The organism is Bradyrhizobium niftali, assembly GCF_004571025.1.
Classification (GTDB): Bacteria; Pseudomonadota; Alphaproteobacteria; order Rhizobiales; family Xanthobacteraceae; genus Bradyrhizobium; species Bradyrhizobium niftali.
In genome coordinates this window covers 147,691-170,703 of sequence record NZ_SPQT01000004.1, presented here as the reverse complement: position 1 = coordinate 170,703, position 23,013 = coordinate 147,691, and the positions used below count along the sequence as shown (strand labels likewise).

Here is a 23,013-nt window from a genome sequence, read left to right as displayed (position 1 = left end):
TGATTTTAGGCCGTACCGGCCGCGCTTGCCAGAGCGGCTTCGGCGGCGACCTGCGCCCGGCGAAGCCGCCGCGCCCGTCTGCGATCGCACCAGGCCTGCGTCAGGCGCTCGGTGGTGGCCTTGATCGAGGACAACAGGCCGAACAGCGTCAGCGCCGCACCGAGCAGCCAGAGCGCAAGATCGAACGCGCCGGCGACGAGCAGCAGCGCGCCGCGGCCCAGGAGCTTCATGATCGCGCGGGTCTTGCTGCCCTGCGCTTCCGCAAGCCGCGCCGCGCGCGCGACGTCCTTGGGGCCTTCGGCGATGCGCAAGCTGTCCATGGCGCCGCGCGTGCCGGTCTTCTCGGCAACGCGCGTGACGTCCTTGCCGAGCCGGACCAGGGCACCGGCCTTCTCGGCCCGGAACGCGGCCTTGATCGCGCTCACGGTCTGGCCCGGCCGCAGCACCGAGCCGGACGCCACCGCGTTCTGGAGCATCGGCGTGTCGACGACCTCGCGCGCGGACCGGCCGGCCCAGGCCGCGAGGCCCTCGCCGAGCCGCCCGACTTTCCGCGCATCCTTCACCAGCGTCAGGCCGGCGCGCACGGGCGCGGCGCCGCCGACGGAGACATAGGTTGCCGCCGTCACCACAAGGCCCGCGGCTGCAAGGCCCAGCACCAGGCGATCGGTGTCCTCGCCCATGGCGAGATGCTTGCCCTCGCGCACGACGTCCCTGACGTCGCCGATCACGAAGAGATCGCCGGCCACCGTTCCGGACAGGCTCGCAACATCGTCGGCGCTGCCGGTAACGAGCCCGGTGGCGAAGCGCTTGGCGAAATGCGAGGTGGAGTTTTCGGCCTTGACCGCATCGCTTACGCGGCTCAGGAGGTCGTCGGGCAGCGCGATGTTGCGGTCACGCGCCAGCGCAACAAAACTGTCGGCGAGATCGGCATCATCAGCGGCGAGCGCAGCCTCGATATTGTCCTGAACCAGGCGGTCGTTGTGCCGCAGAACGGCGTCGAGCTTCAGCTCGGACAAAGCGGCCGGATCGTCCTGGGCGGCGAAAATCGCGCCGGCCTCGCGGGCGTGCGGCGCGACCTGTGCGAGCATGAAGCTGCATGCGGCGATGCCGGTCAACGCTGTGCTGATTCGCAGCCACTTCATGCCAAGAGCCCGGACTTCCTAGATCGTTTGCCTAGCTAGATCGTTTGCCTAGATCGTTTGCGCCTGATGGTTGGTCTTTTGCCGCAATTGCACGCGTCCACAGACATAGTATGCCAAAATTGCGACACAACGTCCCCGACGAAAGAAGGGCTTCTCTCAGGCCGCAAGATTGTGTCGAATTTGCATGAGCAAATGAGCATGGGGCAATTGCGGAGCTTTCGGTTCCGCTGGACTAGCAATCATCTGCACCCGCCAGTATGGTCCGCGGCGCCTCAAAGATGCCGCGTCAGTTTTTGATTGTGTCTGCCGCCATTGCCACTCCAGGATGAACTACGATGTCCGACCATGTCGTCCCGCACTTCCATAACGATGCCGGTGTTCCCGTCATCGAGATCGGCTCGCAAGAGTTCATGTGCGTGGGCGCCAACCCTCCGTTCGATCATCCGCACGTCTTCCTCGACCTCGGCAACGACAACGAGATCATCTGCCCCTACTGCTCGACGCTGTACCGCTTCGCGACCGACCTGAAGGCCGGCGAAGCCCGACCGCCGGAATGTGTCCTGAAGGACAAGGTGGCCTGACCGCGTCCACCGGTCAGGGGTGGCGCTCTCCCGAACGATTGTCATCGCCGGTGCCGGAATCGGTGGCCTGACGGCCGCGCTTGCGCTGGCGTCGCGCGGCTTCCGCATCGTCGTGCTGGAAAAGGCCGAGCGCCTCGAGGAAGTCGGTGCGGGCCTGCAACTCTCCCCCAATGCGAGCCGCGTGCTGGTCGAGCTCGGCCTGACCGAACGGCTCAAGCTGCGCGCCGTCGTCCCGGAGGCGGTCTCGATCATGAGTGCGCGGGCCGGCGGCGAACTCCTGCGCATGCCACTGGGTGAAGCGGCATCCATGCGCGCCGGCGCCCCCTATTGGGTGGTGCACCGTGCCGACCTGCAATCCGCGCTGGCCGGCGCAGTCTCCGACCATCCCGACATCGACCTGAAGCTGGGTGCGACCTACGAAGACGTCGCGCCTCACGCCAAGGGCCTGACCGTCGTCCATCGCAGTGGCACGATCCGCCGCAGCGATCTCGCCAGCGCGCTGATCGGCGCCGACGGCATCTGGTCGACGGTACGCCAGCATCTGTTTCCCGAGATCCAGCCGCGCTTCTCCGGGCTGATCGCCTGGCGCGGTACACTCGATGCCACGCAGCTGCCGAAGGACTACACCGCGCGCCGGGTCCAGCTCTGGATGGGCCCGAACGCCCACCTCGTCGCCTATCCGATCGCGGGCGGACGCCAGATCAACGTGGTCGCGGTACTGCCCGGCACCTGGAACAGGCCGGGCTGGAGCACGCCCGGCGATCCGCGCGAAGTGATGGAGGCGTTCGCCGCACCGCGCTGGCCGTCGCAGGCGCGGATGATGCTCGCCGCAGTCGATAGCTGGCGCAAATGGGCGCTGTTCGGCGTGCCCGACGGCTGCCCCTGGAGCAAGGGCCCGGTCGCGCTGCTCGGCGATGCCGTGCATGCGATGCTGCCGTTCGCCGCGCAAGGCGCCGGCATGGCGATCGAGGATGCCGCCGTGCTGGCACGGCATCTGAGCCCCGAGACGGCGGAGAGCACGGACGGCATCATCGCAGCGCTGAAGCAATATGGCCGTGCACGCCAGGCGCGCGTGCGGCGGGTGCAGCGGACCGCGCGGCAGCAGGGCCGCATCTATCATTTCAGCGGGCCGCTCGCGATCGGGCGCGATCTTGCGATCCGGGCGCTCGGCCCGGAACGCCTGCTGGCGCGGCAGGACTGGATCTACGGCTGGCGGGCCTAGCGCTGGTCGTCAGTTGACGGCGCCGCCCGACTTCGGCCTGGACGGCTTAGTGGCAGCAGCCGGTGCGGGCGCGACCGTCGGCTGAGCGGGAGGTGCCGCCGCCTCCATGTCGCTCTCACGGCACCTGTTCCTCCGCCAGGTCTCTTCAATCAGCTTCTGCTGCCCCCGCGCGGCGAGGTAGTCGTTGCGATAGGCGAGCTCCGCGACCACGACGCCGCCCGTTCCGGTCTCGGCCTTCGCCATCAGCCGCTCGAGGTCCTCGGTGCGCTTGACGACGTTCTTGCGCTCGGGTGCGAGTTGCTTGCAATCCCAGAGGTCATAGCGGGCCGGATCGACGAAGGCCGGGCTGATGGTGTCGCTGACGCCTGCACAGCCGGCGAGCGCCGCGCAGAGCGCGAACAGCGGAAGCAGCGCGCGCACGGGGCGGCAGCGGGAGAGGAACGAGACAGACATGCCGGATGAATAGTCCCCGTGGATTGAGAATGCCTAAAGCAGCAACAGATGTCCGGATTGAGGCTTTGCCTTGTGCGGCCGGCTCGCTTAAGGAAGAACCACCCACCCGGCCCGCGAAGCGCCGATTCCAGACGGCCGGAGGTGGACTTAAGTGTTTGATCTCGTTGGATCAAGCGGGCATGGCGGAATTGGTAGACGCAAGGGACTTAAAATCCCTCGGTGCGCAAGCGCTGTGCCGGTTCGACCCCGGCTGCCCGCACCACGAGAAGTGACGGCGCGAGGACGGCGGAGGGCGGCGTCTGCAATCTCATCGCTTTCGTCCGGGTTCGCCGACGTCATTGCGATTCCCGGCGTGGCTCAGATGGCGATCGTCCGCTCGACCCTGAGCTCGCTGAAGACCTTCGTGACAGGCAGGTGAAACGGCAAGTCCGTGTTGGTGTGGTGCCAGCAGAACGGGCACGGCTTCTCGATCGAGATTCCCGGCGTCGAGTTGAGCGCGCCGAAGCCATCGATCGTGCCCATCACGTCGATGATCTTCTTGTATCGGGGCGGCATCGCGACCGCCGCGGACACCGTGACGATCCAGAACCTGTCGTCGGGAATGGTCTGTTCGATCGCCGGCTGCTCCTTGAGCTCGTACAGCGCTTCCGAGATCACGAGGTTGCCCTTGGAGTGTCCGGTCACCAGCGAAAAGCTGAAGCGATCATCGCCCAGCAAAGCCATGACCGTCCTCGTATCCAGGCTGACGCGGCCGAGTTCGAGCGGCGATGTCGGCGGACTGAGGGTCTCGGGCCGGTTCAGCGCCCGGCTGACGTCGTCCAGCTCCTCGAACTGATGGCGCAGGCGGTTGAGGGTGCCGAACCAGAACCAGCCGCCGAGCGCCTCGGTCAGGAGATCGGCAAGCCCGTAGCCCGACACCACGGCAGCAGCCGACACGCCAAACGCGTCAGCGACATTCCGTGCGAAGGCCGCCGCCCCCAGTGCCGAACTGCCGACGCCGGCCACCGCCAGGATACGGACATCGGCGCCGCCAGCATTGGCGAAGTCTTCCACGGTGTTGCAGAGCTTGAGCGATCCGGCGCCGGATGGCGGGACGATCAGGATTGCGCCCTCGCGTGCCAGCCAGGGCGCCGTTTCGCGGGCCTCCTCCTGGGTCACCTTGCCGATGTCGTAGAAGATACCGTCGAGAACCGCGTTCCTGCGGCGAAATGACTCCAGGGCGGCCTCGCGCAACGGCGTCCGGGACTCGAAGATCTCCTCGAAGCTATTGCGGCCGAGTTGAGCCGTCGCGAGCGAGCGTTGCGTCGAGAGCATCACGGTTCTCCGCGGCCATTCCGGCGACGGATACCGTAGCAAGAATCCTGCCACCTCAGGTGGTATCGCCGCGCCGCTTCGACAGGCTGACGGCGACCTCACCAGGTCTTGTCCGCTCCCGCCCCGCCTGACAGCCATCCCAAAACATGGGTTGTGCGTTGCAGCAGGGACAAGAAATAAAGCCTCTCAATCAGAGGTGAGCTTTTTGTCCGACGTCAATGCCGACAGCTGGGTGTCCTCGGGACACCGGCCCATGGGTTTTCCCGAATTCGTCATCGTGATCGCGTCCATCATGGCGCTGAATCCGCTTGCGATGGACATGATGCTGCCGGCGCTCCCGAATATCGGCGCCGCTTTCAAGATTCCCGTCGCCAACCATCTCCAGCTCGTGCTATCGACCTTCCTGATCGGCTTCGGCGTGGGCCAGTTCGTCATGGGTCCGTTGTCGGACCGCTTCGGCCGTCGCCCGGTGCTGCTCGGTGGCATGGCGGTCTATGCGGTGGCGAGCGTGCTGGCGGTTGCCGCGCCCTCGTTCGAGACGCTGCTGCTGGCGCGCGCGCTGCAAGGGCTCGGCACCTCGGCAACGCGCGTGATCGCGACCTCGATCGTGCGCGACTGCTATGTCGGCCGCCGCATGGCGAGCGTGATGTCGCTTGCCATGATGGTGTTCATCGCGGTGCCCGTGATCGCGCCGTCGTTCGGACAGGCCGTGCTGCTCGTCACGCAATGGCGCGGCATCTTCGTCGTGCTGATGCTCTATGGACTGCTCGCGCTCGCGTGGTCTGTGCTGCGGCTGCCCGAAACCCTCCCTCAGTCAGAACGCAGGTCGCTGGCGCCCGCCGACGTGCTCTCGGCGTTCCGGCAGACCCTGACCAATCGCCAGACCATCGGCTATGCGACGGCCGCCGGCAGCGTCATCGGCGCACTGTTCGCCTATGTCTTCTCGGCCCAGCAGGTCTTCACCGGCATCTATCACCTCGGCCACTACTTTCCGCTCGCCTTCGCCGCGATCGCGGCCGGCACCGCCGTTGCCGGCTTCCTCAATGCGAGGCTGGTCGGGCGGCTCGGCATGCGCGTGATCTCGCACGGCGCCCTGACGCTCTATGCCGTGGTCGCCAGCGTCATGCTGGTCACCGAAATCCTGAACGTGCTGCCGCTTGCCCTGTTCATGGCACTGTCGGCGCTCATGATGTTCTCGTTCGGCATGATGGTCGCGAACTTCACCGCGCTCGCGATGGAGCCGCAGGGCCACATCGCCGGCACCGCCTCCTCGCTCTACGGCTCGATCACGACGCTGATCGGCATCGTGGTCGGCATGGCGATCGGGCAGAGCTTTGACGGCACGCTGCTGCCGTTCTCGGTCGGCTTCTTCCTGTCGACGCTGGCTGCACTCGCGATCGTGCTGGTGGTGGAGAAGGGCCGGCTGTTCAGGCCGCATCATCGCCCCGTCGGTTAAGGAACTTGCTGGCGGCCTCGATGTTGTAGTGCAGCAATTCGAGAGGCCACTGCCATGGAACCGGAACACCGCGAAGAGCCCACCTCAGATCGGCCTGATACGGGACGTTCCGAGCCAAACGCCGAGCAGGCTGCGTTCAACGCGCCTTTCGCAAGCGAAGGCCTCGAGCGGGTGCGCGACAGCCATTGCTGAGCGCGCAGCCTATTCCGCCGGACGCCGGCTGGCGCTGAAATCGTCTGCGGCGCTCTCGGGCGCGGCGCTCCTTCCGCGCGGTGGCACCATCAGCACAACAACCTCCCGCGTGACACCGGGCCGGCCCCACAGCACTGCACGGTGAACTCACGCCTGACGAACTGCCCGGCGCCGGCGGACACCGACTCCATCCACCGGCTGCAATAGTCCTGGCCGCGGAAACAAAGCGCGGCCCAGCCGCGGTCCAGCGTCATCTTGCGCGGCAAGCCCCAAGTGTATTGGTACGCGAACGGCCGTGCATAACGCGGATGGTCGGGGCTATAGAACGCCGTCGCAAAAGCCAGCGCATCATCGCCACTCACGGCGCTCAGCGGCGCGCCGGTCAGTTCGCGCCACTCGCGCGTCAATTCGCTGGCCGCCTGCGCGTAGAAGTTCCGGCCCTCTTCGTAGCCGTGATTGTTGCGATAGACGGCATGGATCGGGGCCGCGACCAGGACGGCGGCGAGCGCGACGCCGGCCACGAGCATCGTGACGTTGACGGTGTGGAACCGCTCGATCGGATAGCGCGTGCCACAGACCACGAGAACGACGAACAGGAACAGCCCCTGCAACGCCCACAGCGACGGCAGATCCGTCCCCATCACAAGCGACGTCAGCACCGGCAGCACGATCGTGCCGATCGCAACGTAGAAGAGAAGTCGCAGGCCCGGACTCATTGTCGCGAAGTCGGCCGGAACCTGCTTCAGCCGCGTGCCGGCGATGAGCATCCAGAGCACGGCCGACACGCTCATGGCCGCAGCCAGCCCCAGCAGGAAATTCTTCGCCTCGCCGAGCGAGCTCACGGCGCTGCCGTTGGCGTGAGCCAGCGCATAGGTGAAGGTCGACGCGCCCGTCGTCGCAAGCCAGTAGAGGTGCGGCGACAGCGCCGCGAGCCCGACGGCGACCGAGATCCAGGGCGAAGCGGAGGTGAAATAGGCGCGCCGCGCCGGATGCGCCAGTGCGGCAAAGGCGAAGCTTGCGACGAGAAAGATCGAATAATACTTGCCGACCATCGCGAGCGCCGTGGTGCATCCCACCGCGACCGCCCACAGCACGCCGCGCGTCTCGAACGCGCGCAGGAAGCACCAGGTCGCCAGCGGCCAGGTCGCGAGCAGCACCGCATTGGCGTTGAAGCGCTGGGCGTGGAACTGATAGGCCGGCGTCAGCATCAATAGCAGCAGCACCAGGATGCGCTTGTGCCCGGTCACGAACTGCCGCGAGATCAGATCGACGAAGACCAGCGCAAGCCCGGCATTGGCCATCGCCATCAGTTGCAGCGACCAGTCGCTGAGCGGAAAGACGAAGGTCCATGCCGCCGTAACCCACCCCATCAACGGCGGATGCTTGTGATAGCCGAAGGCAAAGTTCCGCCCCAGCGTCCAGGCCTCGAGCGTATCAGGGTGCAGGCCGCTGCCGGCATAGGCGATGGCCAGATAGAGCGTCCAGACCGCAACGAAGCAGGCGATGAGGAGCGGCACGGCCCAGCCCGCCTCGACGCCGTCGAGCCAGCGCAGGAAAGGCCGGCGCCAACGCGCCGGCGCGCGATCTGACCGTTCGGCCATCGCCTGTAATGCAAAATCGAACGGCACGGGAATCAAATGGGACAAGGAAAGTGATGCGCGAGGACGACACATCTATTTCAGGTTGGAAACAAATAGCAATGATTGAGAATTGGAAGCGCTAAAAGTTCTACGGTCTTCCCAAGGTGACGCCGAGCTGAAACGACAACGGCGCCGCTGATGACAGCGGCGCCGCGTGATGATCCGGATGAAAGGCGGAAGGACGCGCCCGCCTACTCCGACTTGTCGACGTTCCAGAACAGGGGCGTTGCGGGGCCATCGAGCACACCGCTCAGCGATTTGCGCCAGCCGCTCGGCAGCAGATACTGCCCCAGCGGAACGTAGATCACCTGTTCATAGGCCTCCTTCTGGATGTCAGCGGCGATCTTCTTCTGCTCGTCGATCGACGGCGCGCGGACGAAGGCATCCTTGAGCTGCTCGATCTTGGCGTCTTCCGCCCAGCCGAACCAGCCCTTCTTGCCCTGGCCGCCGATCGAGAGATTGGCGATCGGGTTGGAGACGTCGGCCGCGACCCAGTTGGTGAAGAACATGTTCCAGCCGCCTTCCTTCGGCGGCTTCTGGCTGGCGCGGCGGCTCACCACCGTCTGCCAGTCGGTCGCCTGCAGGTCGACCTTGAAGCCGGCCTCGCGCAGCAGCTGGGCGGCCACGATCGGCTGCGCCTTGAGCGTCGTGACGTCGCCGGGTGCCATGACGACGACCGGGGTGCCGTCATAGCCGGACTCGGCGAGCGCCTTCTTGGCTTCCGCCATGCCGTTGCCCTTCACCAGGGTTTCGGCGCCGACGTCGGTCGCCAGCGGCGTATCGCAGACGAAGAACGCGCCGCAGATCTTCTGGTACTTGGCGTTGCCGACGAGCGCGTCGAGAACGTCCTTCTGGTTCATCGCAAGCAGGGCGGCACGGCGCACCTTCACATTGTCGAACGGCGGATACAGGAAGTTCATCCGGCCGAGGGTCTGGAAACCGAACTTGTTCGAGACCTCGATCGTGAGCTCCTTGTTCGCTTCCAGCACCGGCAGCATGTCGAACGGCAGGTTCTCCACGAAGTCGATGTCGCCCGACTGCAGCGCGTTCACCGCGGTCTGCGAGTCCGGCATCGTGATCCACTCGACGCGGTCGACCTTCACCACCTTGCCGCCGGAGGTCCAGCTCGCCGGCTCCTTGCGCGGCACGTAATCGGTGTTCTTGACGTAGACGGCCTTCACGCCGGGCTGGAATTCCGACTGCACGAACTTGAAGGGGCCCGAGCCGATCTGCTCGGGGATCTGCTTGTCCGCCGGCGTCTCGGCGAGGCGCTTCGGCATCATGAAGGCGACGCGCGAGGACGGCTTGCCGATGGAGTCGAGCACGAGGCCGTAGGGCTCCTTCAGCTTCAACGTGATGGTCTTGGCGTCGGTCGCCTCGATGCTCGCGGTGAAGTCCAGGAGCTTCTGGCCCATGCCGTCGACCGCGGCCCAGCGCTTCAGCGAGGCAACGCAGTCTTCCGCGGTCACCGGCGCGCCGTCATGCCACTTCAGGCCGTCGCGCAGCGTGAAGGTGTAGGTGAGCTTGTCGTCGGAGATCTTCCAGTCCGCCATCTGCGGCTGGATCTTGAAGTTCGAATCGGTGGCCACCAGCGTGTCGTAGACCATGTAGCCGTGGTCGCGCGTGATGTAGGCCGTGGTAAAGATCGGATCGATGATGCGCAGGTCGGAATGCATCACCGCAGTGAGGGTCTTGCCGGCTGCAAGCACTGGCGAGGCCAGCGCGGTCGAGAGCGCGACGACCGACAGCGCGAGTTTGGAGGCGAACGCGCGAGGCCCCCGGCGCATGAAGTGGAACATAAAAAGTTTCTCCTGACGTGAAACTGTTCAAAGGCAGGTTATTGGTTGGGCATTCGGATCGTTCTTTGGGCGAACTAACCCCATGCAATGCCTTTGTCTTTTCGAGACTTGCAGACAGTGCCGAGCGCGTCAATCCGGTTTCGCTGCAGGCCCAGGCGGCGCGCGCACGGGCTCCCCAAAGATCGGTTTGGCTCTACAACGCTCTCCGCGTGTCCTGCCCCGCGCCGATGCAATGCGCGTTCCATCTTTCGAAGCTTGAGAGACATTACGATGAATCCAGCCAATCTTCCCTTCGATTCCGAGGCGATGCTCGAAGGCCTGCGCGGCTGGGTGGAATGCGAGAGCCCGACCTGGGATGCGAGCGCCGTGAACCGCATGCTCGATATCGCAGCGCGGGATATGGCCATCATGGGTGCGACGATCGAACGCATCGCCGGCCGACAGGGCTTTGGCGGCGTGATCCGTGCGCGCTTTCCTCATCCGAAGCAGGGCGAGCCGGGCATCCTGATCGCCGGGCACATGGATACCGTCCACCCGGTCGGCACCATCGAGAAGCTGAAATGGCGGCGTGAGGGCAACAAGTGCTACGGCCCCGGCATCTACGACATGAAGGGCGGCAACTATCTCGCGCTGGAAGCGATCCGGCAGCTGGCGCGCGCCGCCTTCACCACGCCGCTGCCGATCACCGTGCTGTTCACGCCGGACGAGGAGGTCGGCACGCCCTCGACACGCGACATCATCGAGGCAGAGGCTGCGCGCAACAAATACGTGCTGGTGCCCGAGCCCGGCCGTGCCGACAACGGCGTCACCACCGGACGTTACGCGATCGCGCGCTTCAATCTCGAGGCGACTGGCCGGCCGAGCCACGCCGGCGCGAGGCTGTCGGCGGGCCGCTCGGCGATTCGCGAGATGGCGCGGCAGATCCTCGCCATCGACGCGATGACGACGGAGGACTGCACCTTCTCGGTCGGCGTCGTGCATGGCGGACAATGGGTCAATTGCGTTGCCACGACCGCCACCGGTGAAGCGCTTTCGATGGCCAAGCGCCAGGCCGATCTCGATCGCGGCGTCGAGAGGATGCTGGCTCTGTCAGGCACAAGCAATGATGTTGCGTTCAAGGTGACGCGTGGCGTCACCCGGCCCGTGTGGGAACCCGATGCCGGCACCATGGCGCTGTACGAGAAGGCGCGCGATATCGCCAGATCGCTCGGCGCCGAATTGCCGCATGCGAGTTCGGGCGGCGGCTCAGACGGCAACTTTACCGGCGCGATGGGCATCCCGACGCTCGACGGCCTGGGCGTGCGTGGCGGCAATGGCCACACGCTCGAAGAGTATATCGAGGTCGAGAGCCTGGTCGAACGCGGCCGCCTGATGGCAGGGCTGCTGGCGACGCTGGAGTGATTTTGGGCTCGTCATTCCGGGGCGGTCCGAAGGACCGAACTACGGTGCGCACTTGCGCACCTGAGAATCTCGAGATTCCGGGTTCGCGTCTTCGACGCGCCCCGGAATGACGGCAGGAAAGACGGCTCGCTGCCCAAAACGACTGGCCGCACTGCAAAACCTGTGGCCCTGATGGCACGGGAATTGCTGAAATGTTAGGCTGATGGCAGAACAGGCAACAACCGCTCCCGCCGATTTGACTCTAATCTGACGGATCCAACTTGCTCGGATATCTCCTACGCCGAATCTTTGCCGCCGTGCCCGTGATGGGCGTCGTCGCGCTGTTCGTCTTCCTCCTGCTCCGCCTCACCCCCGGCGATCCCGCCGCGATTCTCGCCGGCGACAACGCCACGCCGGAACGGCTGGAGCGCATCCGTGCCTCGCTCGGCCTCAACGAGCCCCTGATCGTGCAGTTCATCACCTGGGTGAACAAGCTGCTGCACGGCGATCTCGGGACCTCGCTGATCTCCAACCTGCCCGTCATGAAGATGATCGGCCAGCGCGTCGAGCCGTCGATCTCGATCGCGCTGTCGACCATCATCCTCGCCGTCATCGTCGCAGTCCCCCTGGGCGTGATCGCGGCGTGGAAGCACGGCACCTGGATCGACCGTTTCGTGATGGGTCTCTCGGTGCTCGGCTTCTCGGTCCCGGTGTTCGTGGTCGGCTATCTCCTGATCGAGGTTTTCGCCATCGACCTGCGCTGGGTGCCGGTGCAGGGCTTCCGCAGCATCTCGAACGGCTTCGGCCCGTTCTTCGAGCGCATGATCCTGCCGACCTGCGCCCTCTCCTTCATCTACATCGCGCTGATCGCGCGCATGACGCGCGCGGCGATGCTCGACGTGCTCGGCGAGGACTATGTCCGCACCGCGCGCGCGAAGGGCATCAACGAGGTCGCCGTGATGATGCGCCATGCGCTGCGCAACGCCGCCGTGCCCGTGATCACCGTGATCGGCACCGGCTTTGCGCTTCTGATCTCGGGCGTCGTCGTCACCGAGAGCGTGTTCAACATTCCCGGCATCGGCCGCCTCACCGTGGATGCGGTGCTGGCGCGCGACTATCCGGTGATCCAGGCCATGATCCTGCTGACGTCGCTGATCTATGTCGTCGTCAATCTTCTCATTGACGTCGCCTACACCCTGCTCGATCCGCGGATCCGGTACTGAGGCAAGGATAAGGACAAAATGTCGGTCGATACCCTTCCCCAGTCGTCCATTCCGATCACGTCGCCGCTGCGGCCGCGCTTCGGATTCCTCACCTCGACGCCGATCATCGCCACGGCAACGGTCTTGCTCGCGCTGATCGTGCTGGTCTCGATTCTGGCGCCGCTGATCGCGCCGCATGATCCGATCCAGCTCGCGCCGTCGCAACGATTGAAGCCGACTTCGGCGCAATTCCTGCTCGGCACCGATGCCTACGGACGCGACCTGTTGTCGCGCGTGATCTATGGCGGCCGCATCTCGCTGCTGATCGGGATCGGCTCGGCGATCCTGTCGATCGTCATCGGGCTGGCGATCGGCCTCGTCTCCGGCTTCTTCAAGCTGGTCGATGCCGTCCTGATGCGAATCATGGACGGCCTGATGGCGATGCCGAGCATCCTGCTCGCGATCGCCGTGGTGTCGCTGTCCGGCGCCAGCATCTGGACCGTGCTGATCGCGATCACGATCCCCGAAGTTCCGCGCGTGGCACGGCTGGTGCGCTCGGTCGTGCTGTCGGCGCGTGAGGAACCCTATGTCGAGGCGGCGATCTCGGTCGGCTCATCCCTGCCGAAGATCATGTGGCGGCATTTGATGCCGAACACGATCGCGCCTCTGATCGTGCAGGGCAGCTACGTCTGCGCCTCCGCGATCCTCACCGAGGCGATCCTCTCCTTCCTCGGCGCCGGCATCTCGCCGGAGACGCCGACCTGGGGCAACATCATGGCCGAGGGCCGCCAGTACTTCCAGATCAAGCCGTCGCTGATCTTCTGGCCGGGCCTCCTGCTCTCGATCGCCATCCTCAGCATCAATCTGATCGGCGACGCCGCCCGCGACGCCCTCGATCCCCGCATGAAGCAGCGGGAAGGCAAGTGATGCGAGCACCACGGTCATTCCGGGGCGCGCCTTTTGGCGCGAGCCCGGAATCCATTTCACCGCCTGGACTGACGCCCGATGGATTCCGGGCTCGCGCTGCGCGCGCCCCGGAATGACGAAAGATCCTGCATGACCAACCCTGTCCTCGACATCAACAATCTCGTCGTTTCCATCGGCAAGAAGCCGAAGGGGGCGAACATCATCGACGGCATCTCGATCCAGGTGCACGAGCGCGAGACGCTGTGCCTCGTCGGCGAAAGCGGCTCGGGCAAGTCGGTGACCTCGCTGACCACGATGGGCCTGCTGCCGAAGGGCACGCTGGTGCCCACCGCCGGCAGCGTCAAGCTGGTCGGCGAAGAGCTGCTCACCGCAACCGACCGCCGGCTGCGCCAGCTCCGCGCGACGCAGATGGCGATGATCTTCCAGGAGCCGATGACCGCGCTCAATCCGGTGGTGCCGGTCGGCCGCCAGATCGACGAAGTCCTGCGCGCCCACACCGATCTCGATGCCAAGGCGCGGAAGAAGCGCATCCTCGACATGATGGAGCAGGTGCGCCTGCCCCAGGTCGAGCGCATCTTCGCCTCCTACCCGCACCGCCTCTCCGGCGGCCAGCGCCAGCGCATCATGATCGCGATGGCGCTGGTGCTCGAACCGAAGCTGCTCATCGCCGACGAGCCGACCACCGCGCTCGACGTCACCACGCAGAAGCAGATCCTGACCCTGATCCGCGACCTCCAGCGCGACCACGGCACGGCCGTGCTGTTCATCACCCACGACATGGGCGTGGTGGCGGAAATCGCCGACCGTGTCGCCGTGATGCGGCAGGGCCGCCTCGTCGAGACCGGTCCGCTCGAGACCGTGCTGCGCAACCCGACCATGGAATACACCCGCAACCTGCTCTCTGCGGTGCCGAGCCTGGTGCCGCGCGCGGCGCGCCCGGAGACCAAGGAACCGGTGGTGCTGGAAGCCAACGACCTCAGCAAGGTCTATAAGGAGCGCGCCTTCTTCGGCAAAGGCCGCGAGGTCGTCGCCGCCGACAAGGTCACGCTGACGCTGCGCAAGGGCCGCACGCTCGGCATCGTCGGCGAGAGCGGTTCGGGCAAGTCGACGGTGGCACGCTGCATCGTCCGCCTGATCGACCCGACCTCCGGCGGCGTGCGCCTGTCCGGCCGCGAGATCTCCGACATCTCGCGTCGCCTGCTCCAGCCGCACCGGCAGAAGATCCAGATCGTGTTCCAGGATCCCTATCGCTCGCTCAACCCGCGCGTCACCGTCGGGGAGAGCATCGCGGAAGGCCCGATCAATTACGGCGTCTCGCATGCCGATGCGATGAAGCGCGCCCGCGAGCTGCTCGAGCTGGTCGGCCTGCCGGCCGATGCGGTGTCGCGCTATCCGCACCAGTTCTCCGGCGGCCAGCGCCAGCGCATCGCGATCGCGCGTGCGCTCGCGCTCGATCCGGACGTGCTGGTCGCCGACGAAGCTGTCTCCGCGCTCGACGTCTCGGTGCAGGCGCAGGTGCTGGAACTGCTCGACGAGATCCAGAAGCGGCTCGGCATCGCGATCCTGTTCATCACCCACGATCTGCGCGTCGCAGCGCAAATCTGCGACGAGGTCGTGGTGATGCAGCACGGCCGCGTCGTCGAACAGGGCCCCGCCGCCGAAGTGCTGACGCATCCGAAGGAGGCCTACACCAGGGCCCTGCTGGAGGCAGCCCCCGGCCGCGGCTGGGACTTTGCGAACTTCCGGCCGGTGTCGGAGGGCGTGGCGGCGACGGCGTAGCTCTCTCAGCGGTCATTCCGGGGCATCGCGCAGCGATGAGCCCGGAATCCATCAGGCCGCGGACGCTGTCGCACAATGGATTCCGGGCTCGCGCCAAAGTGGCGCGCCCCGGAATGACGGCGGAGCAGCATTCCCAAAACGTCTTGACCCTATGCACGGCGCGAGTGCGTCCCGCCTTGCTCTCTCCGCAAGGGCAAGGCTAACGTCGCACACTTTCAATTGCCTGGACTTGAGTTGATGACACGTATCGCCGTCGGCGGCTTCCTGCATGAGACCAACACCTTCGCTCCGACGAAGGCGACGTTTGCGGACTTCCAGCATGGCGGCGGCTGGCCGGCGATGACGCAAGGTGCCGACGTGCTGAAGGTGATGCGGCGCATCAATGTCGGCCTCGCCGGCTTCGTCGACAGCGCCGAAGCCAATGGCTGGGAACTCATCCCGACGATCGCCTGCGGCGCGAGCCCGTCGGCGCATGTCACCCGGGACGCCTTCGAGCGCATCGTGAAGGTGATGGTCGACGGCATTGCGGCGGCGGGTCCCGTCGATGCGGTCTATCTCGACCTGCACGGCGCGATGGTGACGGAGCATCTCGACGACGGCGAAGGCGAGATTTTGGCGCGCGTGCGCCGCGTCATCGGCGAGGATGTTCCGCTGGTTGCCAGCCTCGACCTGCATGCCAACGTCACGCCGGACATGATGGAACATGCCGATGCGCTGATCGCCTACCGCACCTATCCGCATGTCGACATGGCCGAGACGGGCCGCGCCTCGGCGCGACATCTCGCACTGCTGCTGAAGACGAAGCAGCGCCTCGCCAAGGCGTTCCGGCAACTGCCGTTCCTGATCCCAATCAGCTGGCAGTGCACCAATGACCAGCCGACCAAGGGCATCTGCGAGAAGCTCGCCGCGCTCGAGAGCGACGCGGTCCCGACGCTGTCCTTTGCGCCCGGCTTCCCTGCCGCCGACTTCCGCGATTGCGGGCCGAGCGTGTTCGCCTATGGCAAGACCCAAGCCGACGCCGATCGCGCTGCGGATGCGATCGTCAAGCTGATCGAAAGCCACGAGGACGATTTCGACGGCAAGATCTGGTCTCCCGACGACGGCGTGCGCCATGCGATGGAACTGGCGAAGGGCGCCAGCAAGCCGATCATCATCGCCGACACCCAGGACAATCCCGGCGCGGGCGGCGATTCCGATACCACCGGCATGCTGCGCGCGCTGGTGCGCAACAAGGCGAGCGCTGCGACCGGCGCGATCTACGATCCGGAATCGGCGAAGGCCGCGCATGCGGCCGGCGTCGGCGCCACGGTGACGCTGTCGCTCGGCGGCAAGTCCGGCATTCCAGGCGACGAGCCTTATCGCGAGACCTTCGTCGTCGAGAAACTGTCCGACGGCCGCTTCATCGCACCCGGCCCCTATTACGGCGGCCGCGAGATGGAGATGGGTCCTTCCGCGGCCCTGCGCGTCGGCGATGTTCGTGTCGTCGTCTCCTCGCACAAGGCGCAGCTCGCCGATCAGGCGATGTACCGCTATGTCGGCATCGAGCCGACCGAACAGAAGATCCTGGTCAACAAGAGCTCGGTGCACTTCCGCGCCGATTTCGAGCCGATCGCGGAACAGCTGATGATCTGCGCCGCCCCGGGCGCAATGCCGGCCGACACTGCCTCCCTGCCCTGGACGAAGCTGCGCCCGGGCATTCGCATCAAGCCGAACGGCCCCGTTTTCAATCCTCCTTCACGCTAACCGGACAGGACACATGCCCACGATCGATCGCATCGACGGCTATGCCGACGAACTCACCGCTATCAGGCGCGACCTCCACGCCCATCCCGAGATCGGCTTCGAGGAAGTGCGCACCTCCGGCATCGTCGCCGACAAGCTGAAGGGCTGGGGCATCGAGGTGCATCGCGGTCTCGGCGGCACCGGCGTGATCGGCGTCATCAAGGGCAAGGGCGCAGGCGGCAAGCGCATCGGCCTGCGCGCCGACATGGACGCGCTGCCGATGGAAGAGAACACCAATCTGAAATGGAGCTCGAAAATCCCCGGCCGCTTCCACGGCTGCGGCCATGACGGCCACACCACCATCCTGCTCGGCGCCGCGCGCTACCTCGCCGAGACCAGGAACTTCGACGGCACCGTGCACCTGATCTTCCAGCCGGCCGAAGAAGGCCTCGGCGGCGCCCGCGCGATGATCAAGGACGGCCTGTTCGAGAAGTTTCCCTGCGACGAGCTCTACGGCCTGCACAATGCGCCCGACCTCAACCATGGCGAGATCGCGATCCTGCCCGGCCCTGCAATGGCCAGCGCCGACTTCTTCGACCTCCGCATCACCGGCTATGGCGCGCATGGCGCGATGCCCGAGCGTTCCAAGGATGCGGTGATCATCGCGACCACGCTGGCGCAGGCGATCCAGACCATCGTCAGCCGCAACGTCGAGCCGCTGCAGGCCGCCGTCATCTCGATCACCCAGATCCATGCGGGTTCCGCCTACAACGTCATCCCCGGCGAAGCGCATCTCTGCGGCACCATCCGCACCTTCTCCAACGAAGTCCGCGCCCTCATCGCCGAACGCATCCGCACGATCTGTGCCGGCATCGCGAGCGCCTATCAGTGCGTGATCGAAGCCGACATCCGCGACACGTTCGGCGTGCTGGTCAACCAGGTCGAGCAGTCCAAGGTGGTTGAAGAGGTCGCGCGCACCGTCGTCAACCCAGCCAACGTGATCACCCGCGCCCAGCCGAAGATGGGCAGCGAGGATTTTGCCGACATGCTGCAAACCATTCCCGGCGCCTATTTCTGGGTCGGTCATGACGGCTCGGTGCCGGTGCACAATCCCGGCTTTGTGCTCGACGACAAGATCCTGCCGATCGGCGCCAGCATGTTCGCCCGCATCATCGAGACGCGCATGCCGGTGGGTGCTCATGCATAAAAAGAGCGTCGAGGAGGCGGTCACCTCGCTGCACGATCTGTCCGCGGTCGATCTGATCGCAGGCTATCGCGCCAAGCAGTTCTCGCCGAGCGAGGTGCTGGAGGACGTGCTTACGCACGTCGCTGCGTGGGAGCCGCACCTCAAGGCGCTCTATGCGTTCGATCCCGACGGCGCGCGGGAGGCCGCGAAAGCCTCGACCGCGCGCTGGACCGGCGGCGAGCCGTCCGGCCCGCTCGACGGCGTTCCGGTGACGGTGAAAGACAACATCGCGACCAAGGGCGTGCCCGTGCCGCTGGGTGCTGCCAGCGTCAAGCTCGTGCCCGCCGAGAAGGACGCCCCGCCCGCCGCGCGGCTGCGCGAGGCCGGCGCGATCATCTTCGCCAAGACCACCATGCCCGATTACGGCATGCTGTCCTCGGGGCTCTCCAGCTTCCATGCGCTCGCGCGCAACCCCTGGGACCTCTCCAAGAATCCCGGCGGCTCCAGCGCCGGTGCAGGCGCGGCCGCCGCGGCCGGCTACGGTCCCCTGCATCTCGGCACCGACATCGGCGGCTCGGTGCGCCTTCCCGCGGGCTGGTGCGGCCTCGTCGGATTGAAGCCGAGCTTCGGCCGCGTGCCGATCGACCCCACCTATGTCGGCCGCGTCGCCGGCCCGATGACCCGCAACGTGGACGATTGCGCGCTGATGATGAGCGCGATCGCAAAGCCCGACCGGCGCGACGGCATGAGCCTGCCTGCCGAACCGCTCAACTGGAAGGGGCCGGAGAAGTCACCGCGCAAATTGCGGATCGGATTGATGCTCGATCCCGGCGTCGGCCTGCCGCTGGAAAAGCCGGTGCGCGAGGTCGCGGTGAAGGCGGCAAAGGCATTTGAATCCGCCGGCGCTGTTGTCACCGAGGTCGATGGCATCCTCACGCGCGAGATGCTCGACGGCCTCGACAATTTCTGGCGCGCGCGGATGTGGGACGATCTGTCCAGGCTGACGCCGGCCGATCAGGCAAAGGTGCTGCCCTACATCTTCAAATGGGGCGAGTCCGGCGCAAAACTGTCGGGCGTGGACGTGATCCGTGGGTTCAACCAGACCATGGCGATCCGCGCCGCGGCCTCAAAACTGTTCTGCGAGCTCGACTATGTGATCTCGCCGACCGCGCCGAACGTCAACTATCCGGCTGAATGGGCCTCGCCCACCAACGATCCGATGAAGCCGTTCGAGCACATCGCCTATACCGTGCCGTGGAATATGTCGGAGAACCCTGCCATCTCCATCAATGGCGGCTTCGACGCCAAGGGCTTTCCGATCGGCGTGCAGATCGTCGGCCGCCGCTTCGACGACATCGGCGTGCTCGGCATGGCCAAGGCCTTCGAGAGCTTGCGCGGCCCGCAGCGGCCCTGGCCCAAGCCGCCTGCGCGCTAGCGCCTCAGCGCAACTCGTCATGCGCGGGCTCGACCCGCGCATCCATCCTCTTCAAAAAAGATGGATTGCCGGGTCAAGCCCGGCAATGACAGAATTGATTCAAGAAATGACAGGGAAGGAAACCACCAATGGCGTATGAGACCATCAAATACGAGGTCGCCGAGCAGATTCTCACCATCACGCTGAACCGGCCCGACAAGCTCAACGCCTTCAACGCGCAGATGCAGGCAGAGCTGATCGACGCCTTCGACGCCGCCGACAAGGACGACAATGTCCACGCCATCATCGTCACCGGCGCAGGCCGCGGTTTTTGCGCCGGCGCCGACCTCTCTTCCGGCGCCGATACGTTTGATCGCGACGCGCGGCGCGGGCCCGTGAAGCGCCTCGCCGACGGCAAGGTCGATTACAGCGATCCGCAGGTGCGCGACGGCGGCGGCCAGGTGACGCTGCGTATTTTCAAATGCCTCAAGCCCGTGATCGCCGCGGTGAACGGCCCTGCCGTCGGCATCGGTGTCACCATGCAGCTCGCGATGGATATCCGCATTGCGTCCGACGCTGCGCGTTTCGGTTTCGTCTTCTCACAGCGCGGCATTGTGCCGGAGGCCGCCTCGAGCTGGTTCCTGCCGCGCATCGTCGGCATCTCGCAGGCACTGGAATGGTGCTATTCCGGGCGCGTCTTCCCGGCGCAGGAGGCGCTTGCGGGGCGTCTGGTCAGCAAGGTGGTGCCGCCCGATGATCTGCTGCCGACCGCCCGCGCGCTCGCCAAGGAATTCGCGGCGAAGACCGCGCCGGTGTCGGTGGCGCTGATCCGCCAGATGATGTGGCGCATGATGGGCGCGGACGATCCCATGGAAGCCCACAAGGTCGACAGCCGCGGCATCTACACGCGCGGCCGCTCGGATGATGTGAAGGAAGGCGTGGTGTCGTTCCTTGAGAAGCGCCCGGCGCAGTTCAAGAACAAGGTGTCCAGCGACATGCCGGACTATTTCCCGTGGTGGACGGAGCGGGAGTACAAGTGACGCACTCGTAGGGTGGGTTAGCCGAAGGCGTAACCCACCTCTTTACTTTTCGCGGACACAGAAGCGGTGGGTTACGCCGAGCAGATGCGCTTCGCGCCTCTGCAGCGCTAACCCATCCTACGATTCAACGGCACCGTCACTCCATCACCAGCGCCACGCGGCCGATCGCCTTGCGGTCGATCAACAACCGCATTGCCTTTGCGTAATCCCCAAGCGGCAGGCGGTGCGAGACGTTGGGGCGCAGCTTGCCCTCCTCCGCCCATCTCAGCAGCGCCTTCAGGCGCACCTCGCCGAGCGCGGGATTCTTCCGCACGGCCTCTCCGGCGCGCACGCCGAGCACGCTCGCGCCCTTGATCAGCAGGAGATTGGTCTTGGCCGAGCCGATGCCGCCGGTGAAGCCGATCACCAGCAGCCGCGCGCCCCAGGCGATGCAGCGCATCGAATTCTCGAACACCTCGCCGCCAACGGGATCGAACACCACGTCGGCGCCGCGGCCGTCGGTGATGCGCTTGACGGCGTCGCGAAACGGCTCGCGGTCGTAGCGCACGAGATGATCGGCGCCGCGCGCCTTTGCAATGGCGAGCTTCTCGTCGCTGGAAGCGGTCGCGATCACGGTCGCGCCCAGCATCTTGCCGATCTCGACGGCGGCGAGGCCGACGCCGCCGCCCGCGCCATGCACGAGTAGCACTTCGCCGGGCTCGACGCGGCCGCGGTCGATCAGCGCGTGATAGGCGGTGCCGTGGCCGGCGAGATAGGTCGCAGCCTCGGCATAGTCGAACGTCGACGGCATCGGCGTGAGCTGCGACGGCGGGACGACCGCTTCATCGGTGAAAGCGCCGTGGCGCATCTTCACGATCACCTTGTCGCCGACCGCAACGCCGCTCGCCTCCGCGCCCAATTCGGTCACGTCGCCGGCGGCCTCCATGCCGGGCGTGAACGGCAGCTCCGGCTTGAGCTGATATTCCCCGGCCACCATCAGCACGTCGGGAAAGTTCAGCCCGGCGGCGCGGATCGCGACGCGCACCTCGCCCCGCTTCAGGGCACGCGAGGGAAACTCCTCCAGCCGCAGCGTTTCGGGCGCGCCGAGTTCGCGGCAGACGACAGCGCGCACCATCAGGCCGCGCTCGCCTTGCGGCGCAGCAGCGCCTCGCGGATCAGCGGCAGGCGGTCATTGCCGAAATACATGTCGGTCTTGTCGACGAAGATCGTCGGCGAGCCGAACCCGCCGCGCACGACGACCTCTTCGGTATTGGCCTTGAGCTGGTCCTTGATCCCCTGCTCCGCGATTCCGGCGAAGAACTTCTGCTCGTCGATGCCAACCGTCTTGCAGATCCCAGCGAGCACCGCGTCCTGCGAGATGTCCTTGTCGCCGCCCCAATAGGCCTCGAACACGGCGGTCGCGAACGCCACCATATCCTGACCCAGCCAGATGCAGCCGCGCATTGCCTTGACGCTGTTCACCGGGAACACCGTCGGCGGCATCTTGATCGACAGGTCGGCCGAGCGCGCCCAGTCCTGCAGGTCCTTCTTCATGTAGCGCGCCTTCAGTGGCACCGGCATCTCGCGCTGCGCATAGACGCTGGGGTTGACCGTGTTGAAGATGCCGCCGACCAGGATCGGCCGCCAGACGATCTCCGCGCCGAGCTCCCTGGCCAACGGCTGGATGTTGTGGAAGGCGAGATAGGTCCAGGGGCTGGAACAGTCGAAGAAGAATTCGATCATGGCGTTTCCTTTTGTCATGTTTGTTTCGCTTTCTCCCCCGTCATTGCGAGCGCAGCGAAGCAATCCAGACTGCCGCCGCGGAAAGACCCTGGATTGCTTCGCTGCGCTCGCAATGACGAGTGTGGCGAAAGCCTACTTCTTCCCCAACACTTCCTTCGCACGCTGGCCGAACATGATCTTGCGTGATTCCTCGTCGAACGGCTCTTTGACGAACTTGCCGATCGCAAGCCCCGCCTGCACCTGCGGCCTGGCGCGGACCTCCGCGTACCAGCGTTTCACGTTCGGATAGTCCTCTAACGTAAAGCCTTGCGCCTTGTGGGTCATGGTCCAGGGGAAGCAGGCGATGTCGGCGATGGAATAGTCACCGGCGACATAGGCGCCGGTCCTGGCCAACTGCCGGTCGAGCACGCCATAGAGTCGCGCCGCCTCGTCGCGGTAGCGCTCGATCGCGTAAGGGATCTTCTCGGCCGCATAGAGTGCGAAATGACCGTGTTGGCCGAGCATCGGTCCCAGTCCCGCCATCTGCCACATCACCCACTGGATCGTGGTGGAGCGGCCGCGCAAATCTCCGGACAGGAAGCGGCCGGTCTTCTCCGCCAGATAGATCAGGATCGCGCCGGTCTCGAAGGCCGAGAAAGGTGCACCGCCATCGGCGGGTTCGTGATCGACGATGGCGGGAATGCGGTTGTTCGGACTGATCGCGAGAAACTCGGGGTTGAACTGTTCGCCGGCGCGGATGTTGACGGGCTTCACGCGATAGGGGAGCCCGAGTTCCTCCAGCATGATCGAGATTTTCCAGCCGTTCGGCGTCGGCGCATAATAGAGATCGATCATGACCTTTC

Annotated in this window: 18 protein-coding genes, 1 tRNA gene and 1 pseudogene; 12 read left to right on the top strand and 8 right to left on the bottom strand. The window is 65.7% G+C overall.

Annotation, left to right across the window (positions count from 1 at the left end):
• Window positions 1–5: 5 nt before the first annotated feature.
• Window positions 6–1,142 (bottom strand): hypothetical protein, encoded by a 1,137-nt coding sequence (locus E4K65_RS11515; RefSeq protein WP_135174257.1) that lies wholly within the window; start codon window positions 1,140–1,142, stop codon window positions 6–8.
• A gap of 335 nt (window positions 1,143–1,477) precedes the next feature.
• On the opposite strand from E4K65_RS11515, the gene E4K65_RS11510 reads away from it, so the two are divergent.
• Window positions 1,478–1,723 carry a zinc-finger domain-containing protein gene (locus tag E4K65_RS11510; protein ID WP_008140025.1) on the top strand — a complete coding sequence of 82 codons (246 nt, stop codon included), beginning with the start codon at window positions 1,478–1,480 and terminating at the stop codon, window positions 1,721–1,723.
• A gap of 19 nt (window positions 1,724–1,742) precedes the next feature.
• A complete protein-coding gene (locus tag E4K65_RS11505) occupies window positions 1,743–2,945 on the top strand; it encodes an FAD-dependent monooxygenase (protein WP_135174256.1) in 1,203 nt (400 codons plus the stop codon).
• A 9-nt stretch (window positions 2,946–2,954) separates the two neighbouring features.
• Here the strand turns inward: E4K65_RS11505 and E4K65_RS11500 are convergent, their stop codons facing one another.
• Window positions 2,955–3,398: a twin-arginine translocation pathway signal gene (locus E4K65_RS11500; RefSeq protein WP_135174255.1), complete on the bottom strand. Its 444-nt coding sequence runs from the start codon at window positions 3,396–3,398 to the stop codon at window positions 2,955–2,957.
• Between the two features lie 173 nt (window positions 3,399–3,571).
• Here E4K65_RS11500 and E4K65_RS11495 point away from each other — a divergent pair.
• Window positions 3,572–3,660: transfer RNA gene (locus tag E4K65_RS11495), tRNA-Leu, on the top strand.
• A 95-nt stretch (window positions 3,661–3,755) separates the two neighbouring features.
• Here the strand turns inward: E4K65_RS11495 and E4K65_RS11490 are convergent.
• A complete protein-coding gene (locus E4K65_RS11490) occupies window positions 3,756–4,712 on the bottom strand; it encodes a hypothetical protein (RefSeq protein WP_167770730.1) in 957 nt (318 codons plus the stop codon).
• 205 nt (window positions 4,713–4,917) lie between these two features.
• Here E4K65_RS11490 and E4K65_RS11485 point away from each other — a divergent pair, with 205 nt between their 5' ends.
• Window positions 4,918–6,168, top strand: coding sequence for a multidrug effflux MFS transporter (locus tag E4K65_RS11485; protein ID WP_027547040.1), 1,251 nt, complete (start codon window positions 4,918–4,920; stop codon window positions 6,166–6,168).
• A 201-nt stretch (window positions 6,169–6,369) separates the two neighbouring features.
• On the opposite strand, the pseudogene E4K65_RS11480 reads toward E4K65_RS11485, so the two are convergent.
• Both E4K65_RS11480 and E4K65_RS11475 read right to left on the bottom strand, forming a co-directional pair.
• Window positions 6,370–7,961: pseudogene (locus E4K65_RS11480) on the bottom strand (glycosyltransferase family 39 protein).
• Window positions 7,962–8,191: 230 nt separating this feature from the next.
• Window positions 8,192–9,799 carry an ABC transporter substrate-binding protein gene (locus E4K65_RS11475; RefSeq protein WP_135174253.1) on the bottom strand — a complete coding sequence of 536 codons (1,608 nt, stop codon included), beginning with the start codon at window positions 9,797–9,799 and terminating at the stop codon, window positions 8,192–8,194.
• Between the two features lie 270 nt (window positions 9,800–10,069).
• Here E4K65_RS11475 and E4K65_RS11470 point away from each other — a divergent pair, with 270 nt between their 5' ends.
• The 8 genes from E4K65_RS11470 to E4K65_RS11435 all read left to right on the top strand — a co-directional run bounded on the left by E4K65_RS11470 (window position 10,070) and on the right by E4K65_RS11435 (window position 20,449).
• Complete coding sequence (locus E4K65_RS11470) at window positions 10,070–11,200, top strand: M20/M25/M40 family metallo-hydrolase (RefSeq protein ID WP_135174252.1); 1,131 nt, start codon at window positions 10,070–10,072, stop codon at window positions 11,198–11,200.
• Between the two features lie 260 nt (window positions 11,201–11,460).
• Window positions 11,461–12,402 carry an ABC transporter permease gene (locus E4K65_RS11465; protein WP_027547036.1) on the top strand — a complete coding sequence of 314 codons (942 nt, stop codon included), beginning with the start codon at window positions 11,461–11,463 and terminating at the stop codon, window positions 12,400–12,402.
• A gap of 18 nt (window positions 12,403–12,420) precedes the next feature.
• On the top strand, window positions 12,421–13,308 hold the full coding sequence (locus tag E4K65_RS11460; RefSeq protein ID WP_135174251.1) for an ABC transporter permease: 888 nt from the start codon (window positions 12,421–12,423) through the stop codon (window positions 13,306–13,308).
• A 129-nt stretch (window positions 13,309–13,437) separates the two neighbouring features.
• Window positions 13,438–15,087: an ABC transporter ATP-binding protein gene (locus tag E4K65_RS11455; RefSeq protein ID WP_027547034.1), complete on the top strand. Its 1,650-nt coding sequence runs from the start codon at window positions 13,438–13,440 to the stop codon at window positions 15,085–15,087.
• A 237-nt stretch (window positions 15,088–15,324) separates the two neighbouring features.
• The gene (locus E4K65_RS11450; RefSeq protein WP_135174250.1) at window positions 15,325–16,830 is read left to right on the top strand and encodes a M81 family metallopeptidase; all 1,506 of its coding nucleotides are present in this window, start codon (window positions 15,325–15,327) and stop codon (window positions 16,828–16,830) included.
• A 13-nt stretch (window positions 16,831–16,843) separates the two neighbouring features.
• The gene (locus tag E4K65_RS11445) at window positions 16,844–18,016 is read left to right on the top strand and encodes a M20 aminoacylase family protein (RefSeq protein WP_135174249.1); all 1,173 of its coding nucleotides are present in this window, start codon (window positions 16,844–16,846) and stop codon (window positions 18,014–18,016) included.
• A complete protein-coding gene (locus E4K65_RS11440) occupies window positions 18,009–19,430 on the top strand; it encodes an amidase (protein WP_135174248.1) in 1,422 nt (473 codons plus the stop codon). The genes E4K65_RS11445 and E4K65_RS11440 overlap by 8 nt, the downstream gene beginning before the upstream one ends.
• Window positions 19,431–19,558: 128 nt before the next feature.
• Window positions 19,559–20,449 carry a crotonase/enoyl-CoA hydratase family protein gene (locus E4K65_RS11435; protein WP_135174247.1) on the top strand — a complete coding sequence of 297 codons (891 nt, stop codon included), beginning with the start codon at window positions 19,559–19,561 and terminating at the stop codon, window positions 20,447–20,449.
• Window positions 20,450–20,585: 136 nt separating this feature from the next.
• Here the strand turns inward: E4K65_RS11435 and E4K65_RS11430 are convergent, their stop codons facing one another.
• From E4K65_RS11430 to E4K65_RS11420, 3 genes are all read right to left on the bottom strand, one after another.
• Window positions 20,586–21,563, bottom strand: a complete 978-nt coding sequence (locus tag E4K65_RS11430; protein ID WP_135174246.1) for an NADPH:quinone oxidoreductase family protein — start codon at window positions 21,561–21,563, stop codon at window positions 20,586–20,588.
• On the bottom strand, window positions 21,563–22,171 hold the full coding sequence (locus tag E4K65_RS11425; protein ID WP_135174376.1) for a 2-hydroxychromene-2-carboxylate isomerase: 609 nt from the start codon (window positions 22,169–22,171) through the stop codon (window positions 21,563–21,565). The genes E4K65_RS11430 and E4K65_RS11425 overlap by 1 nt, the downstream gene beginning before the upstream one ends.
• 132 nt (window positions 22,172–22,303) lie before the next feature.
• Window positions 22,304–23,005 (bottom strand): glutathione S-transferase N-terminal domain-containing protein, encoded by a 702-nt coding sequence (locus E4K65_RS11420; protein ID WP_135174245.1) that lies wholly within the window; start codon window positions 23,003–23,005, stop codon window positions 22,304–22,306.
• Window positions 23,006–23,013 lie beyond the last annotated feature (8 nt).